This window comes from Serinibacter salmoneus (genome assembly GCF_002563925.1).
Taxonomy (GTDB): Bacteria; Actinomycetota; Actinomycetes; order Actinomycetales; family Beutenbergiaceae; genus Serinibacter; species Serinibacter salmoneus.
Genome location: NZ_PDJD01000001.1, coordinates 504,314 through 519,103 on the forward strand (window position 1 = coordinate 504,314; position 14,790 = coordinate 519,103).

Here is a 14,790-nt window from a genome sequence, read left to right on the forward strand (position 1 = left end):
GCGGTGGGGTGACACGATAGCCCCATGACCGAACAGGCCGTCGCCGAGACCTCCCCCAGCCCGGAACAGCCGGAGTTGCCCGCCGATCGGTTCGCCGACCGTGAACTCTCCTGGCTCGCCTTCAACGAGCGCGTGCTGGAGCTGGCGGAGGACCCGGACCTGCCGTTGCTGGAGCGGTGCCGGTTCGCGGCGATCTTCGCCTCGAACCTGGACGAGTTCTTCATGGTGCGGGTGGCCGGCCTGAAGCGCCGCATCGCCACCGGGCTGGCCGTGACGGCCGCCTCGGGGCTCACACCGCGGCAGGTGCTCGAGGCGATCTCGCTGCGCGCCCATGAGTTGATGGAGCGGCACGCACGGGTGCTGCCGGACCTGCTGCAGCCGGCGCTGGCGGAGCAGGGGATCACATTCGTGCACTGGGCCGACCTCTCGCCCAGCGAGCAGGAGCGGCTGCACAAGTACTTCCGCAAGCAGATCTTCCCGGTGCTGACGCCCCTCGCGGTGGACCCGGCTCACCCGTTCCCCTACATCTCGGGGCTCTCCCTGAACCTGGCGGTCGTCGTGCGCAACTCCGCCACCGAGAAGGAGCACTTCGCTCGAGTGAAGGTGCCGCCGTCGCTGCCCCGGATGATCGCGGTGGAGGACGCCGTGGCCAAGGGTGAGGTGGAGAAGACCACCACGCGCTACATCTCCCTCGAGGAACTGATGGCGGCGCACCTGCACTACCTCTTCCCGGGCATGGAGGTGGTGGAGCACCACACCTTCCGGGTCACCCGGAACGAGGACCTCGAGGTGGAGGAGGACGACGCGGAGAATCTGCTCAAGGCCCTCGAACGTGAACTGCTGCGCCGCAGGTTCGGCCCCCCGGTGCGCCTCGAGCTGGCACCCGACATGTCCCACCAGATCCGTCGTCTCCTGGTGCGCGAACTGGGCGTGCAGGAGCACGAGGTGTACGAGCTGCCCGCCCCGCTGGACCTCACCGGCCTGAACGTGGTGGCCGACACCGACCGGCCCGATCTGCAGTACCCGCGCTTCGCGGGCCGCACCCCCCGTGCCCTGGCGGAGGTGGAGAGCGCCAGCCCCACGGACTTCTTCGCGGCGATCCGTGAGCGCGACATCCTGCTGCACCACCCCTACGACGCGTTCTCCACCAGCGTGCAGCAGTTCCTGGCCCAGGCGGCGGCCGATCCGGCGGTCCTGGCGATCAAGCAGACCCTCTACCGCACCTCGGGCGACTCGCCGATCATCGACGCCCTGATCGACGCCGCAGACGCCGGTAAGCAGGTACTGGCGATCGTGGAGATCAAGGCCCGCTTCGATGAGCAGGCCAATATCTCCTGGGCACGCAAACTGGAGCGCGCCGGGGTGCACGTGGTCTACGGCATCGTGGGGCTGAAGACGCACTGCAAGCTCTCGCTCGTGGTGCGTCAGGAGAACGACGGGCTGCGCCGGTACTGTCACGTCGGCACCGGGAACTACAACCCCAAGACCGCGCGGCTGTACGAGGACCTGGGCCTGCTGACCTGCGACGGCGAGGTCGCGCAGGACCTGACTCGGCTGTTCAACCAGCTCTCCGGGTACGCCCCGAAGAGCCGGTTCCACCGCCTGCTCGTGGCGCCACGCGACATCCGCACCGGGCTGGTCTCCCGTATCGAGCGGGAGATCGCCAACCACCAGGCGGGTCGCCCGGCGTGGGTGAACATCAAGGTCAACTCGATCGTGGACGAGGCCACCATCGATGCCCTCTACCGAGCCTCGCAGGCCGGGGTGCCGGTGGGCCTGGTGGTGCGCGGGATCTGCGCGCTCAAGGCGGGCGTGCCCGGCATGAGTGAGAACATCACCGTGCGCTCGATCCTGGGCAGATTCCTCGAACACTCCCGGATCTACTCCTTCGCGAACGACGGCGACCCGGAGTACTTCATCGGCAGCGCCGACCTCATGCACCGCAACCTCGACCGCCGGGTCGAGGTGCTGGTGCGGCTGACCGACCCCGATCACAAGGCGCAGCTCGCGCGGCTGTTCGAGGTGTCGCTCGCGGACACCACCAGTTCCTGGCACCAGGTGCACCAGGACGGCGAGCAGCGCTGGGTGCGCCACGCCAAGGACGAGGCGGGTCAGCCGCTGCTGGACCTGCAGGCCTCCCTCACCCCGCGCCAGCGCGCGCGGGTGCGGTGACCGCTCGCGGCAACGGGGGTGGAGCATGGCCGCAGGGGGAACGGGGACGGCGCAGCGCGCCGCGCTCGCTGACGCCTCGAACGGTGCGCTGATGGCGCCCGCGGTTCACGCTGCGGGCGCCGTGGTCTGGCGGGTGGTCGGGCGCGCCCTGGAGGTACTGCTCATCCATCGCCCCAAGTACGACGACTGGTCGTGGCCGAAGGGGAAGATCGTGGCGGGCGAGACGCTCCCGGCCTGCGCTGTGCGGGAGATCGCCGAGGAGACCGGGGTGGTGGTCGCGCTCGGGCAGCCGCTGCCCGCCGTGCGCTACCGGCTCCCGGACGGCCGGGCGAAGATCTGCCACTACTGGTCGGCCCGGGCGCTCGATCACTCCTCACCGGCGGCCGCGGCGCGCGGGGGGGTGCCGCCGTGCGACGAGGCGGAGGTGGACGAGGCCCGCTGGGTGTCGGCCTCCCAGGCGCGGCGTATGCTGACCAGTCCATCCGACCGCGCACCGCTGGATGCCCTGGTGGACCTGTTCGAGGACGGCCACCTGGCCACGCACGCCCTGGTCGTGTTGCGCCACGCGCGGGCGAAGAAACGCAGCGCGTGGCCGGGCGGCGAGGAGACGCGGCCCCTGACCGCGGTCGGCCTGCGGCAGGCCAGTCATCTCCCGGAGACCCTCTCTGCCTTCGGCGCCGAGCAGGTCTTCACCAGTCCGTGGGAGCGGTGCGCGGCGACGGTCGCACCCTACGCTCAGGCCGCGGGCGTGGCAGCGGTGACGGTACCGACTCTGACGGAGGCGGCGGATGCCGCCTCCCCGCGGCGGGCACGGCGTTCGGTCTCGGAGATCCTCGCTCTCTTCCGCCGCAGGCAGGAGGCGCCGATCGGCGCAGTGCTGTGCACCCATCGGCCGGTGCTGCCCACGGTGCTGCAGGCGCTCGCGGCGGTGGCGCCCAACCGGGTGCGGGCACGCCTGCCGCAGGCCAATCCGTATCTGCGCACCGGCGAGGTGCTGGTGGCGCACGTGCTGCCGCGGCACCGCCGGGGCCTGAGGATCGTGGCTGTGGAACTGCACCGCGCCCGGGTCTGACCGCACGCCGTGTGGGGGCGACGTCACACGAGGAGGGCGACGACCCCCGCGATGACCCCGTAGCCCGCGGCACCCAGCACAGCGGCGGCCGGCAGCGTCACGAGCCAGACCCCACCGATCCGGCCCGCGACGCCCCACCGCACGGCGGAGACCCGCTGGGTGGTGCCGGTCCCCAGGATCGCGCAGGTGATCGTCTGGGTCGTCGAGATCGGGGCGTGCAGGCCGATGGCCATGACGTACAGGACGGCAGCGGAGACGGTCTCGGCCACGAACCCGCGCGCCGGGTCGAGTCGGATCAGGCGGCGCCCCAGGGTGCGAACGATCCGCCACCCGCCGGCGTAGGTGCCCAGGCTCAACGCCGCTGCGGCGGCGAGCTTGACCCACACGGGAACCCCGGAGTCGCGTTCCAGCGACCCGGTGGCGAACAGAGCGAGCAGGATCACGCCCATCGTCTTCTGCGCATCCTGTAGGCCGTGCCCGAGGGCGACGGCGGCGGCCGAGACCGTCTGCGCGAGGCCGAAGCCGCGCTGTGTGCGGCCACGGGGTCGTCCGCGCAGCGCCCACAACAGCGCTGCCATGGCCAGGTAGGCCAGGACGAATCCGACGAGGGGGGACAGGAGCATCGGGAAGACGACGTCCGAGCCGACGTCGTGCCATGGGATGGCGAAGGATCCCGCGATCCCCGCCCCCACGAGGCCACCCACGAGGGCCTGGGTGGAGGAGGAGGGGTAGCCGCGCCACCAGGTCAGGAGATTCCAGGCGATCGCGCCCAGGAGCGCCGCCAGGATCACCGTCAACGCCTCCACCGCTCCGCCCTGACTGGTGGGATCGACCGAGATGATGCCGGTGGCGACCGTCTCGGCCACACCTGTGCCGAGGAGGGCTCCCACGAAGTTCATCGCGCTCGCCAGGATGATGGCGGTACGCGGGGTGAGCGCCCGCGTGGTCACCGAGGTGGCGATCGCGTTGGAGGTGTCCTGGAACCCGTTGGTGAACCCGAAGGTGAGAGCGACGGTCACCACCAGGACCAGGAGGGCGACCTCCACGCTCACGCTTCCTTGACGGCGATCGTCTCCACGATCTGCGCGAGATCGCGGAAGCGCTCGAGCGCACGCACGAGCGCGTCCGCCAGCATGGACAGCCGGATCATCTCGAGCGGGTCGATACCGGCGTCGCTGTGTCCGGCCAATAGGTCGGCCACGAACCTCTCGTGAGCGCGCCGGCTGTGTGAGACGAGCCCGGACAGCTGCACGCACACATCGCGCAGGGCGGTCATGCGCGAGAACTCCCCACCGGCGGAGTCCACGAGTTCGCTGCAGCGTTGGATGGACTCCACCTGTGCCACCAGGGGTTCGGGCAGCCGCGGCAGGCGAGCGGCGGCCACGCGATCGCCGGTTCGTGCGATCTCGTCCACGCAGGCGTCCAGCGCGGTGGCGAGGCGGTACAGGTCCTCCCGATCGTAGGGCGTGACGAACGAGGCGACGACGCGGTCCAGCACCGCGCTGCGCGCCTGGGCGGCGTCCCGTTCCACCGCGCGCATCCGCTCCAGGATCTCGCTCCGCTCAGCGACCGTGCTCCCGATCATGGTCACCAGCAGGCCGCAGGCCACCGACGGCAGGGCCGCCTGAGCGCGCAACAGCGGGAAGATCACCGCGTCGCGCGGGGTCAGACGCAAGCGCACAGGGCCTCCAGTTCGCTGGGCGGGACGCCCGGGGGGATGGACGTTCGCGTCACCTTATCGCGCAGGATGACGCCCGTTTGACGCCGGGGTGAGCCCGGGACTCAGGGTGGGACGGGCAGTGGCGCGGTCGTGTCAATCGGGCGTTGACGGCGCAGCCTCAGGCCGGTGAGGCGGCGCCGTCCTGCTGGGAATCGGGTTCGCGCCGCTCACGCGGCGGCTCGAACCGGTACCCGACGTTACGCACCGTCCCGATCAGGCCCTCGTGCTCGCTGCCGAGCTTGGCCCGTAGCCGCCGCACGTGCACGTCCACGGTGCGGGTGCCGCCGTAGTAGTCGTACCCCCAGACCTCCTGGAGCAGCTGCGCCCGGGTGAAGACCCGGCCGGGGTGCTGGACGAGGTACTTCAGGAGTTCGAACTCCTTGTAGGTCAGGTCCAGGGCCCTACCGCGCAACCGCACCGTGTAGCCGCTGGGGTCGATCATGAGGTCGCCGGCCTCGATCTCGCTGTCCTCCGCCGCAGCGCGATGCGTGCTGCCCGATTCGGCGAGCAGACGCAGCCGGGTGGACAGTTCCGCGGGCCCGGCGGTGTCCAGCACGATGTCGTCGCTGCCCCAGTCGGCGCCGACCACCGTCAACCCGCCCTCGGTGAGCACCAGCAGGAGAGGCACCGTCAGGCCCGTGGTGCGGATCAGGCGGCAGGTCGTGCGTGCCGTTGCCAGGTCGCGACGCGCGTCGAGGATCACGATGTCGGAATCCGGCGCGTCCAGGAGAGCGGAGGGCTCGACCGGCAGGACGCGGACCCGGTGATTGAGCAGCGCGAGCGCGGGTAGCACCTGCGATGACCCACCGGGCTCCGACGTCAGAACGAGCAGTTCCGCCACAGTTCCTCCGGTTATCGACGAGGGGAGAACTGTGACCACCTTATTGCAGTAGCGTGGAAGACAGGTCCAGACCGTCTTGCCGCCCCGGGAGAATGAGCCACGTGGTCACGCTGCTGAGCCCGTCGTTGCGCGCCATCACCAGCACGGTGGCGGCCGCGCTCGTCGTCGTGCTCGCCTACCTGGCGTGGCCCGCCGCCCTGGTGCTGGTGGCGGTGCTTACAGGAGCCTTCGCGGTCGGCTGGCCACGACTGCTCGGTCTGCCCGCGCTGCTGGGTAGCCGCGTCGTCCTGGGCGCGATCGCCATCGCCTCCTTCGCCGTGCTCGCCCTCGGTGGCGCCCCCGGCGACCTCGTGCTGGTCGCCGCGCTCGGCGTGGTGGCCGCGATCGTGGCCGAGCTCCTCCGGCGCGACGGCCGGCCGCGACTGGTCGAGTCGCTCTCCGGCACCGTGGCCGGCTCGGTGGCCGTGTTGGCCGCTGCGGGATGGCTGAGCATCCCGGACGAGCCGCTCTCACTCGCGCTGGTGGTGGCGGCCGCCGGTGCGATCGCCGGTGGCTCGGCCTGCGAAGCGCTGCACATGCGCCCGTGGCCCCACGCGGCGTTGGCGATCACCGTCGCCACTCTGATCGGTCTCGGTGCGGGCCTCGCACTGCCCGCGATCGGCCCGGTGATCGGCGTGCTGATCGGTGCGGGAACGGGTGCCATGGTGGCCACCCTGCACGAGTTGCTCGGGCGCTTCCCGGCCTCGGGTCGAGTCTCCGCTGCCCTGGCGGCAGCCGTGATGCCGGTGCTCGTGGTCGGTCTGCCGATCTGGGTGATCGGGGAGTACTTCCTGTAGCCGCCCGGGTAGGGTAGGACCATGCTGCACATCATCTTCACCGGGCTGGTGATCGCGGTCGCACTGGCCACCACGTGGTTCGCCGGGTACGTCGTCTACCGACTGTTGAAGCGCACCGCCTGATGTCCTCCTTCGTCCTGCCCGACGGCCTGGGACCCGAGTTGTACCCGCTGGCCTGGATGGTGGGGACCTGGCGCGGCCCCGGCGTGCTGTCCTACCCCGACATCCCCGAGCGCGGCATCGTCGCCGACCTCTCGCTCACGCACGACGGCGGGCCGTACCTGATCTACTCGGCAACCCTCTCGCTCCTGGAGGGGGAGGTGCCGCCGCCCGATCAGCCGTTCGACCCCCGCGCGCTGGAGGTGGGCGAGGTCTGGTCGGCGGAGTCCGGATTCTGGCGGCCCGCGTCCGAGGGCGAGGCGCAGCCGGTGGCCGGCGCGCCGGCCGACGCCCCGGACCCGAGCGGCATCGAGGTGCTGCTGGCCGAGGCCAGTGGCCACGTCTCCGTTCATGTCGGCACCGCCCAGGGCCCGCGGATCGACCTCGCCTCACATCACATCGCGCGCACCGCCACCGCGTCGGAGGTCGTGGCGCAGCGCCGGATGTACGGGTGGGTGCGCGGCCAGATCTTCTGGTCCACCGAGTTGGCGGCCTTCGGCCACGAGTTGCAGACCTACGCCACCGGGCGCCTGATGCGCCTCGACGACCCGACGGCGTGAGCGCCGTGCTCGGCCGCAGTGGCGCCGTGGCGGCGACCGCCCCGGATGGGGGCGTCGCGGCGCACTACGGCGATCCGATGCGCGAGCAGCGCGCGCTCGTGCGCGGTGCGGCCGTGGTGGACCTGAGCCACCTCGGCGTCCTCGCCGTCACCGGCCGGGATCGGCTCACCTGGCTCGACACGCTCTCCAGCCAGTGGCTGCGCGACCTCGCCCCCGGCGTCGGCGCCGAGCTGCTGCTGCTGGACCCGAACGGACGGGTGGAGCACGCCGCGGCACTCCTGGACGACGGCGAGACCACGCTGCTGGTCACGGAGTCCGGCCGGGCCGAGCCACTCGCTCAGTTCCTCGACTCCATGCGGTTCATGCTCGATGTCCAGGTCACCGTGCGCGAGGACGTCGCGGTCCTGGGCACGATCGCGGCCGGGGACGGCGCCGCGCTCGCCGTCCTTGCCGCGCCGGACCCACCGGTGCAGGTCCACGGGATCTGGCGGGACCCGTGGCCCGGGGTGGTCCCCGGCGGGACCAGGTACGCCCTGCTCCCCGACGACGCCACCCACCCGGGGCGCCAGACGCCGGGTGCGCTCGTGCTGCTCCCCGCCGACGCGCTCGAGGACGCGGTCGCCGCCGTGGAGCGGGCGGGTGGCGCAATCGCGGGAACGATGGCGTGGGAGGCGTTGCGGATCGCGGCCTGGCGCCCGCGCCTGGCCCGCGAGGTGGACCACCGCAGTCTCCCGCACGAACTGGACTGGCTGCGCACCGCCGTGCACCTGAACAAGGGCTGCTACCGCGGCCAGGAGGGCGTGGCGCGGACGTTCTCCACCGGACGGCCGCCGCGCCGCCTGGTGATGCTGCACCTGGATGGCTCCGAGCACCTGATCCCGGAGGCCGGCGCCGATGTGGCGCTGGGGGAGAAGGTGGTGGGCCGGGTCACCTCGGTGGCCAGGCACCACGAGCTGGGGCCCATCGCCCTGGCGGTCCTCAAGCGGTCCACCGATGCCGCCGCCGAGGTGCAGGTCGCCGGTCCCGGGGGCGCGATCGCGGCCTCTCAGGAGGTCATCGTCTCCCCGGACGGCCTGGGTGAGGGCCGGCCGCAACCGCGCGGGCCGCTCGCCGGCGGGCTGCGCCGCCGCACCCTCTGACCGTGACCTCCGCGCGCGAGGACACGCGCTGGCAGGCCTTCTGGCGGGAGCGGGGGATCGGGGCCCGCCTGGGGTACGCGCGCGTCGCCTCCGCCCTCGGTCCGATCGCCTGGGTGAGCCTGGCGGCCGGGGTCGCCTACGCCGTCGCCGGCGCGATGCTCGGGCACGCCTACCCGTTCTTCGCGGCCGTCGCGGCTTTCTCTGCGCTCGGCTTCAGCCCCGATGTGCATCCCCGGCGGGTGGGGGAGGTCGCCATCGGCATCACCCTGGGCGTGGGCATGGGCGAACTGGTGCAGTACCACTTCTCCTCCGGCCCGATCCAGATCGGCGTGGTGGTGTTCGTGGCGGCCGTCATCGCACGGTTCCTCGACCCCTCCCCGGTGCTCACCACCCAGTCCGTGGTCCAGGCGATCGTCGTGCTCGGCCTGCCTGCGGTCGCGGCCACGGGCGGGCCGGTCGGGCGTTGGACCGACGCCCTGGTGGGCGGCGCCGTCGCACTGGTCTTCTCGATCTTCATCCCGAAGGACCCCCGCAAGCGTCCCCGCTCGCTGGCGCGCAGCACGATCGCGGAACTCGGGGAGGTGCTCACCTCGCTCGGCGCGGCGCTGCGGGTTCCCGAAGAGGCCGAGGTCCTGGACGCGTTGGCGAGGGCGCGCGCGACCGGGCGGCAGTTGGCCACCTGGGAGCAAGCGGACGAGGCCGCACGCTCCACGGTGCGGCTCTCTCCCGCCTGGCGGCGTTTCCTGCCCGAACTCACTCGGCTGACCGCCGCGTGCGAGTTCACCGATCGAGCCATCCGCTCCACCCGGGTGCTGGCGCGTCGCCAGGTCGTGCTCGCCCGGGAGGGTTGGCGCGACGAGGAACTGGCGGGCCTGGTGGAGGAACTCGCCATCGCGACCCGACGGTTGGCGGCCCACATCGGCGCCGGCCGCGAGGGGGTCCAGGTGCGAGGGGACCTGCAGGCGATCGCCGTGCGGTTGCGCACCTCCGGTGAGCGGGACCCGGTGCGGCACACGGTGCTCTCGCTGCTGCGCTCGGTGGTGTTCGACCTGCTGCGCGCGGCGGGGGCCGATGAGGCCGAGGCCACCCGCGCCTTCACCCGGACCTGAGCATCGTTCACGGGATCGGGCGCGCTCCGGTTACCCTCGAGGGGTGATCGCGTACTACATCAACTACGGCGTCTGGGTGATGCTCGGCGCCGTTGCCGTGGTGATCGAGGTGCGTGCACTGATCGATGCCGTGCGCCGGTCCCCGGACACCTTCACCGCCGCGGACAAGCGGACGAAGACATTCTGGTCGCTTCTGCTGGCCGCCGGCCTGTTCTTCGGCTACCTCGCGCTACCCGCGATCCCGCTCGGGCCGATCGTGCTCGGAGCGGGGCTCGGTGGCAGCCTGTTCATGATCCTCGCGGTGCTGCCCGCCGCGATCTACCTCGCTGACGTCAAGCCCGAGGTCGCGCGCTTCACGCGCCGCCCGCCCCGCTCCTCCGGCGGCTGGTAGGTGCGCGCGGTCCTGCAGCGGATCGACTCCGCCCAGGTGACGGTGGACGGCGAGGTGACCGGCGCCGTCGAGGGGGAGGGGCTGCTGGCGCTGGTGGGGGTCACCCATGAGGACACACCCGCCCACGCGGCCACGCTGGCCCGCAAGATCGCCGAGCTGCGGATCCTGCGGGGCGAGCGGTCGGTGAGCGAGGCGGGCGCCGGGGTGCTCGTGGTCAGCCAGTTCACGCTCTACGGCGACGCCCGCAAGGGGCGACGACCCACCTGGAGCGCCGCCGCCCCGGGCCCGGTGGCGCAGCCTCTGGTCGAGGAGGTCATCGCTGCCCTGCGCGAGCGCGGCGTGGCGGTCGCGACCGGGCGCTTCGGCGCCGACATGCGGGTCTCGCTGGTCAACGACGGTCCCACCACGCTCGTGCTGGACGTCTGAGCCACTCCCTCAGGCGCTGGGGAACCGGTAGGCATCCATGAAGAACGGCTCCCAGATGTGCCCGTCGAGGTCGCGGAAGGCCCGCGTGTCCACGAAGCCCAGGTCCTCCATGGGGCGTGCGGCCGCACCACCGCCGGCGAGCACGCCCTCGACCAGGGTGTCCACCGCGTCACGGCTCGGCAGGTTCTCGGCGCTGTAGGTCTCGTTGAACGAGTAGCCGAGCGCGGTCCAGAACTCACGGGTGCGCGCGACGTCCGCGACCTGCAGGTTGGGGAAGAACATGGGCATCCTCTCCTCGGGGCGCCTCGTTGGTGACGCGCCTGAGGGAATGACCGTGCGCACCGGGAGAACTCATCGCCCGCGCCGCCCCGACTCTGCCGGGGGCGAACACGGGCATCCCGAGGCAACGGGCACGGTTAGCCTGTACGTCAAGCCGCCCCGACGGTCGTGCGATGCGACCGACGAAGCCGGAAAGAAGGTGCGCCATGTTCGAGAGATTCACCGACCGTGCACGTCGCGTCGTCGTCCTCGCGCAGGACGAGGCTCGCATGCTCAACCACAACTACATCGGGACCGAGCACATCCTGCTCGGTCTGATCCACGAGGGGGAGGGCGTCGCCGCGAAGGCGCTGGAGTCGCTCGGGATCTCGCTGGACGTCGTGCGCCAGCAGGTGGTGGACATCATCGGGGAGGGCCAGCAGGCCCCCACGGGGCACATCCCCTTCACCCCGCGCGCCAAGAAGGTGCTGGAGCTCTCGCTGCGCGAGGCCCTGCAGCTCGGCCACAACCACATCGGCACCGAGCACATCCTGCTCGGGCTCATCCGCGAGGGTGAGGGCGTCGCCGCGCAGGTGCTGGGCAACCTCGGGGCGGACCTCGGGCGCGTGCGCCAGCAGGTGCTGCAACTCCTGCAGGGCCAGGGCGGCAAGGAGGCGGTGGCCCCGGGAGGTGGACCGCAGGAGGGTGCGCCCTCCGGCTCGGCCGTGCTGGACCAGTTCGGGCGCAACCTCACCCAGCATGCTCGCGAGGGCAAACTCGACCCGGTGATCGGCCGCGAGACCGAGACCGAGCGCGTGATGCAGGTGCTGAGCCGCCGCACCAAGAACAACCCGATCCTCGTGGGCGAGCCCGGTGTCGGGAAGACCGCCGTGGTGGAGGGCCTCGCGCAGGACATCGTGCGCGGCACGGTGCCGGAGACCCTGAAGGACAAGCAGCTCTACACCCTCGACCTCGGTGCGCTGGTCGCCGGTTCCCGCTACCGCGGTGACTTCGAGGAACGACTGAAGAAGGTCCTCAAGGAGATCCGCACCCGCGGCGACATCATCCTGTTCATCGACGAGATCCACACCCTCGTGGGTGCGGGTGCCGCCGAGGGCGCGATCGACGCCGCCAGCATCCTCAAGCCGATGCTGGCCCGCGGTGAGTTGCAGACCATCGGCGCCACCACGTTGGACGAGTACCGCAAGCACATCGAGAAGGACCCGGCGTTGGAGCGCCGGTTCCAGCCGATCACCGTCAACGAGCCGAACCTCTCGCAGACCATCGAGATCCTCAAGGGTGTGCGGGACCGCTACGAGGCGCACCACCGCGTGACGATCACCGACCCGGCGCTCGTGGCCGCGGCGAATCTCGCCGACCGGTACATCAACGACCGCTACCTGCCGGACAAGGCGATCGACCTGGTCGACGAGGCAGGCGCGCGACTGCGGATCCGCCGGATGACGGCGCCGCCGGAGCTACGTGAACTTGACGAGCGGATCGCCGAGGCGCGCCGCGCCAAGGAGTCCGCGATCGACGACCAGGACTTCGAGAAGGCCGCCCGCCTGCGCGACGACGAGAAGAAGCTCTCCTCCGAGCGTGTCGAGAAGGAGAAGGCCTGGAAGTCCGGCGACATGGACACGGTCGCGACCGTGGACGAGGAACTGATCGCCGAGGTGCTGGCGGTGGCCACCGGGATCCCGGTGTTCAAACTGACCGAGGAGGAGTCCACCAAGCTGCTGAAGATGGAGGATGCGCTCCACGAGCGGATCGTCGGTCAGGCGGACGCGGTCAAGGCACTCTCCCAGGCCATCCGGCGCACCCGCGCCGGCCTGAAGGACCCCAAGCGCCCGGGAGGCTCGTTCATCTTCGCCGGTCCCACCGGGGTCGGGAAGACCGAGCTCGCCAAGGCGCTCGCGGAGTTCCTGTTCGGGGACGAGGACGCGCTGATCCAGCTCGACATGTCCGAGTTCTCCGAGAAGCACACCGTCTCGCGGCTCTTCGGGTCCCCTCCCGGCTACGTGGGTTACGAGGAGGGCGGCCAGCTCACCGAGAAGGTGCGGCGTCGGCCGTTCTCCGTGGTGCTGTTCGACGAGGTGGAGAAGGCGCACGCGGACATCTTCAACTCGCTGTTGCAGATCCTGGAGGACGGTCGACTGACCGACTCCCAGGGCCGGGTGGTGGACTTCAAGAACACCGTGATCATCATGACCACGAACCTCGGTACGCGGGACATCGCCAAGGGCGTGCAGACCGGGTTCCAGGCCGGCGGTGACCTCTCGACCAACTACGACCGGATGAAGGTCAAGGTCAACGAGGAACTCAAGCAGCACTTCCGCCCGGAGTTCCTCAACCGTGTCGATGACGTGATCGTCTTCCCGCAGCTCAACCAGGAGGAGATCTTCCAGATCGTCGATCTCATGGTGGCGCGTCTGGCGGAGCGGCTGGAGGACAAGGACATGTCCATCGAGTTGACCCTGGCCGCCAAGACGCTGCTCGCCGAGCGCGGGTACGACCCGGTGCTCGGCGCGCGACCGCTGCGCCGGGCGCTGCAGCGCGAGATCGAGGACAACCTGAGCGAGAAGATCCTGTTCGGAGAACTGAAGGCTGGCCAGAAGGTCATCGTCGATGCGACCGGTGAGGGTCTGCTCGGGGAGTTCACCTTCTCGGGCGTGGACCGCGACGATCCTCGGTTGGACGGCGTGGTGAGCGTCGGCGTCGCGAATGACGCGCCGGATCAGGCGTCCACGCAGGACTGACCACGGCGCGAGATCGCACCATCGGATCGAGGCGGGGCCGTCACCCATCCGGGTGATGGCCCCGTCCTCGCGTCCGGGCCGCCCGCGGGTTGGTCAGGTCACGACCCGCTTCCGGCGCGCGGTGAGGCGGTAGCGGCCGGAGATCACCCCGGTGAGCCACTCGATCGGCCCCCGCCCCACGAACCGCCACCACAGCACACCCACCGCGAGCGTCACCACGAGCACGAGCGTCCACGGCAGCATGTGGTTCAGCGTGGTGGGGTCCTGAGCGGCGTGCTGCATGCCCCAGCGCACGAGCGCTGTGTGCAGGACGTACAGGCTCAGGGCCACGGAACCGATTGCGCGCAGCGGCGTGAACACCCAGCCGAGCGCGCGTTGCGCGGACCCGGAGGGCACGGTGGCGGCCCATACGACCACCACGTAGGCGGTGAACACCAGCCCGACGTCGTGCAGCGTGTCGAGATAACTGCCGGAGAACTGCTCGGTGCCCAGCACCCGCTCGGCGATCGGACGGGCGAGGTAGGCGATCGGCGCGAGCATGGCCATTCCCAGCAGCAGACGATCTCGCTGGAAGCCGTGCCGCAGGAGCAACGCCCCGAGCAGGAAGAACGGCAGGAGATTCGCCAGTCGGTAGCTGCGCCCGAGGAGAGTCCACTCGACGAGGCGGTCCAGCACCGGCGGGAGGGCGCTCGTCCCGAGCGAGGCGTTGGCCCAGGCGACCACGGCGCCGCTGACCAGCCACACGAGGGCCGTGACCACGAGCAACGCGCGCGTGCCGAGCACCACCAGCGGGGTGCCCACGATCAACAGCACACCCAGGAACGCCAGCACGATGGCGATCCAGGTGCCCCAGGTCTCCAGCCAGAGGCCGAGGGCGATCAGCACCGTGCCGCGCACGGCGTTCTGGGTGATCACCACCCACACCGCGCGGGTGGTACCGCCGGATGCTCGCAGCATGATCTGCGCCGACATCCCCATCACCAGCGCGAACAGGGGGGAGGCGAGGTCGTTGATCTGCGCGGAGAGGAAGGCCCATCCGGCGAGGGGTTCCCGCACGAAGGGGTCGATGTGGGCGATCACCATCGCCAGCAGCGCGACGCCACGCAGCACGTCCGGGATCAGCAGGCGATCCCGCTGGCGTCGGGGGGCCGTGCCCGGGCGTGACGCCGGGGGATCGATGCTCGTCGCCATGCCCCTAGCGTGGCGCAGCGACCCCGGTGCTGCCAGTGTGGCCCGCTGAAGCAGCCGGCGTTCTCGAGCGGCGAGGAGGCACTCAACCCCATAGAGTGGAGGCGATGATTCCACGCCGTTGACCTGCTCGTGCGAAGCAGGGTCTCATCGCCCCGGA

14 protein-coding genes are annotated in these 14,790 nt (G+C 71.0%); 9 read left to right on the forward strand and 5 right to left on the reverse strand.

Annotated elements, in window-relative coordinates; genetic code table 11:
• Window positions 1–24: 24 nt before the first annotated feature.
• Together ATL40_RS02055 and ATL40_RS02060 are read left to right on the forward strand one after the other, a co-directional pair.
• Window positions 25–2,172 (forward strand): RNA degradosome polyphosphate kinase, encoded by a 2,148-nt coding sequence (locus ATL40_RS02055; protein ID WP_098468089.1) that lies wholly within the window; start codon window positions 25–27, stop codon window positions 2,170–2,172.
• A gap of 25 nt (window positions 2,173–2,197) precedes the next feature.
• Window positions 2,198–3,244: an NUDIX hydrolase gene (locus ATL40_RS02060; RefSeq protein ID WP_245866604.1), complete on the forward strand. Its 1,047-nt coding sequence runs from the start codon at window positions 2,198–2,200 to the stop codon at window positions 3,242–3,244.
• A gap of 23 nt (window positions 3,245–3,267) precedes the next feature.
• Here ATL40_RS02060 and ATL40_RS02065 read toward each other — a convergent pair whose 3' ends face one another.
• The 3 genes from ATL40_RS02065 to ATL40_RS02075 all read right to left on the reverse strand — a co-directional run bounded on the left by ATL40_RS02065 (window position 3,268) and on the right by ATL40_RS02075 (window position 5,805).
• Complete coding sequence (locus tag ATL40_RS02065) at window positions 3,268–4,290, reverse strand: inorganic phosphate transporter (protein ID WP_098468090.1); 1,023 nt, start codon at window positions 4,288–4,290, stop codon at window positions 3,268–3,270.
• A gap of 2 nt (window positions 4,291–4,292) precedes the next feature.
• Complete coding sequence (locus tag ATL40_RS02070) at window positions 4,293–4,919, reverse strand: DUF47 domain-containing protein (protein WP_169925857.1); 627 nt, start codon at window positions 4,917–4,919, stop codon at window positions 4,293–4,295.
• 163 nt (window positions 4,920–5,082) lie between these two features.
• Complete coding sequence (locus tag ATL40_RS02075) at window positions 5,083–5,805, reverse strand: winged helix-turn-helix transcriptional regulator (protein WP_098468092.1); 723 nt, start codon at window positions 5,803–5,805, stop codon at window positions 5,083–5,085.
• A 101-nt stretch (window positions 5,806–5,906) separates the two neighbouring features.
• Between ATL40_RS02075 and ATL40_RS02080 the strand changes: the two genes are divergently transcribed.
• From ATL40_RS02080 to dtd, 6 genes are all read left to right on the forward strand, one after another.
• A complete protein-coding gene (locus ATL40_RS02080) occupies window positions 5,907–6,641 on the forward strand; it encodes a hypothetical protein (protein ID WP_098468093.1) in 735 nt (244 codons plus the stop codon).
• Window positions 6,642–6,763: 122 nt separating this feature from the next.
• On the forward strand, window positions 6,764–7,360 hold the full coding sequence (locus ATL40_RS02085; RefSeq protein ID WP_098468094.1) for a heme-binding beta-barrel domain-containing protein: 597 nt from the start codon (window positions 6,764–6,766) through the stop codon (window positions 7,358–7,360).
• On the forward strand, window positions 7,357–8,499 hold the full coding sequence (gene ygfZ / locus ATL40_RS02090) for a CAF17-like 4Fe-4S cluster assembly/insertion protein YgfZ (protein ID WP_245866607.1): 1,143 nt from the start codon (window positions 7,357–7,359) through the stop codon (window positions 8,497–8,499). The genes ATL40_RS02085 and ygfZ overlap by 4 nt, the downstream gene beginning before the upstream one ends.
• A 2-nt stretch (window positions 8,500–8,501) precedes the next feature.
• Window positions 8,502–9,608, forward strand: coding sequence for an FUSC family protein (locus ATL40_RS02095; protein ID WP_098468095.1), 1,107 nt, complete (start codon window positions 8,502–8,504; stop codon window positions 9,606–9,608).
• A gap of 43 nt (window positions 9,609–9,651) precedes the next feature.
• Window positions 9,652–9,999: a DUF2516 family protein gene (locus ATL40_RS02100; protein ID WP_245866609.1), complete on the forward strand. Its 348-nt coding sequence runs from the start codon at window positions 9,652–9,654 to the stop codon at window positions 9,997–9,999.
• Window positions 10,000–10,425 (forward strand): D-aminoacyl-tRNA deacylase, encoded by a 426-nt coding sequence (gene dtd, locus ATL40_RS02105; protein ID WP_098468097.1) that lies wholly within the window; start codon window positions 10,000–10,002, stop codon window positions 10,423–10,425.
• 9 nt (window positions 10,426–10,434) lie between these two features.
• Here the strand turns inward: dtd and ATL40_RS02110 are convergent, their stop codons facing one another.
• Window positions 10,435–10,707, reverse strand: a complete 273-nt coding sequence (locus ATL40_RS02110) for a VOC family protein (protein WP_245866611.1) — start codon at window positions 10,705–10,707, stop codon at window positions 10,435–10,437.
• A gap of 203 nt (window positions 10,708–10,910) precedes the next feature.
• On the opposite strand from ATL40_RS02110, the gene ATL40_RS02115 reads away from it, so the two are divergent.
• Window positions 10,911–13,442 carry an ATP-dependent Clp protease ATP-binding subunit gene (locus ATL40_RS02115; protein WP_098468099.1) on the forward strand — a complete coding sequence of 844 codons (2,532 nt, stop codon included), beginning with the start codon at window positions 10,911–10,913 and terminating at the stop codon, window positions 13,440–13,442.
• Between the two features lie 93 nt (window positions 13,443–13,535).
• On the opposite strand, the gene ATL40_RS02120 is transcribed toward ATL40_RS02115, so the two are convergent.
• Window positions 13,536–14,633, reverse strand: a complete 1,098-nt coding sequence (locus ATL40_RS02120; protein WP_098468100.1) for a DUF418 domain-containing protein — start codon at window positions 14,631–14,633, stop codon at window positions 13,536–13,538.
• Window positions 14,634–14,790 lie beyond the last annotated feature (157 nt).